Origin of the sequence: Candidatus Chloroploca sp. Khr17 (assembly GCF_004138165.1) — a bacterium.
Lineage (GTDB): Bacteria > Chloroflexota > Chloroflexia > Chloroflexales > Chloroflexaceae > Chloroploca.
This window is the reverse complement of sequence record NZ_RYFF01000138.1, coordinates 1-2,071: the sequence shown is the minus strand read 5'-3', so window position 1 is coordinate 2,071 and position 2,071 is coordinate 1. Positions and strand designations below refer to the sequence as shown.

2 protein-coding genes are annotated in these 2,071 nt (G+C 64.7%); both read right to left on the bottom strand.

The features are described from left to right. Positions 1–896: condensation domain-containing protein (locus EKD05_RS25375; protein WP_240695936.1), on the bottom strand; the 896-nt coding region annotated here is incomplete at its 3' end. Further along, a partial coding sequence (locus tag EKD05_RS25370) for a non-ribosomal peptide synthetase (RefSeq protein ID WP_165360994.1) occupies positions 893–2,071 on the bottom strand: 1,179 nt, incomplete at its 5' end. The genes EKD05_RS25370 and EKD05_RS25375, both read right to left, overlap by 4 nt.

The window sequence follows — 2,071 nt, the reverse complement described above, 5'->3', positions numbered from 1 at the left end:
GTGAACGTGACATGACCGCCTCGACCGCTTTGCATCGCCGGGCGGGGGAAGTCGGTGGGCAGGGTCAGGAGCGGCGGTGCGCCAGTGAGCTGCTGCCGCCAGTAACCCAGGTGCTCCTCAAGCACCGCGCCCTGGAGCCACTCGCGCTGCCAATGGGCGTAGTCGGTGTACTGGATTGGCAGCGCGGGCAACTCAGGCGCGAGCTGGGCAGTCAGCTGCCCGTAGAGGGTCGAAAGCTCGCTCATCATGATGCCCATCGACCAGCCATCGGCGACAATATGGTGTACCGTGATCAGCAGCACATGGGTGGTCGGGTCGAGGCGCAGCAGGCTGACCCGCCACAGCGGCCCGGCCGCCACGTCGAATGGCACACCCACCACAAAGTCAGCGCGCCGGGCGACCTCGGCCTGCTGTTGGTCCGCAGGCAGCTCGGAAAGATCAATGACCTCAAGGGCGAAGGACGGCGGATTGATCTGCTGATAGGGCTGACCATCGACCTCGGGGAAGGTGGTACGTAGCATCTCATGGCGGGCTTCGAGCAGTCGGAAGGCCTCACTGAGGGCGTGCGCGTCGAGCCGCCCGCGCAGGTGCAGCACGGTCGGCATATTGAAGAGGCTGGCGTTCGCTTCGAGCTGGGCCTGGAACCAGACGCGCTGCTGGGCGAACGACAGCGGTAGATGCGTGCCTGCATCGCGCACCAGCGGCGTCATTGGTGGCGCGACGGACTGGATAGCCTGCCTCAGGAACGCGATCACCTCGGGCTTCCGTGCAAGGAGCTGATCGCGCAGATCCGCAGTCAAAGCCCCTTTTGGTGCCTGGTAGCGCAGATGGTTCTCGTCGAGCCAGAGCTGAATACCTGCTGCCTCAAGCTGCGTGATGAACTGGACTATCGTCATAGAACACCTTCTTCAAGTTCGATAGAGTCAGCACTGGCTTGCACAGGAGCGCCAGCTGTAATACGTTGCGTGAGGGCGATATGGCAGGACAAGCCTGCGACTGTCGGCTCCGCAAAAATGGTCTGCATCGGCAGCGCGATCTGAAAGACCTTCCGGATATGGGCGATGACCTGAGTCGCCAGGAGCGAGTGCCCGCCCAGTTCAAAGAAGTTGTCATGGATGCCGACACGCTCGAGCTGGAGTACTGCTTGCCAGATCGCGGCAAGCTGCTGCTCAAGCTCGGTCTGGGGGGCCACGTACTGGGTTGCGCTTTGCCCAGGCATGCTGGGCGCAGGCAGCGCCTTGCGGTCCACTTTGCCGTTGGGGTTCAGCGGCAGCGCGTCAAGGCTGACAAAGACGGCAGGAATCATATACTCGGGCAGCCGCTCGCTGAGGAAGGCCCGCAGATCGGCGGCGAGCGGTACGGCCTCGGCACCCGACGCCGCGACCAGATAGGCCACCAGGCGTTTCTCGCCTGGGGTATCTTCCCGCATGATGACGATCGCCTCCTGCATTGTGGGGTGCTGGCGCAACACCGCCTCGATCTCGCCCAGTTCGATACGGAAGCCGCGCAGCTTGACCTGGTGGTCCAACCGCCCGAGGTACTCAAGCGTGCCATCAGGCAGGTAGCGCGCCAGGTCGCCGGTCTTGTACAGACGCGCAGCGGCTAGCGGGCTGAAGGGGTCGCGAATGAACTTCTCCCCAGTCAACTCGGGTCGGTTGAGGTAGCCACGCGCCACACCAGCACCGCCGATGTGCAGCTCGCCAGCCACGCCCACAGGCACCTGCTGGCCATATGAGTCGAGCAGGTAGATCTGCACGTTGGAAAATGGGCGACCGATCGGCACGGTGGTAGCGCCCGCAACGCGCTCCGCAACGTGATGGCAGGTGGCGCCAATGGTCGCCTCAGTGGGACCGTAGGCGTTGACGAAACGCCGCCCTGCCGACCAACGCTCCGCGACCTCCCAGGAGCATGCCTCTCCCGCCGAGATCACCGAGGTGAGCTGTGGGAAGTCGGACGGGGTGAGGACCGCCAGCAGCGACGGCGGCAGGGTCGCGAGCGAGACCGCTTCTTCCTGGAGCCAGGCCACCAGGGCCAGGGGGTTGGCGCGTGTCTCGGGCGCGGCCAGCACCAG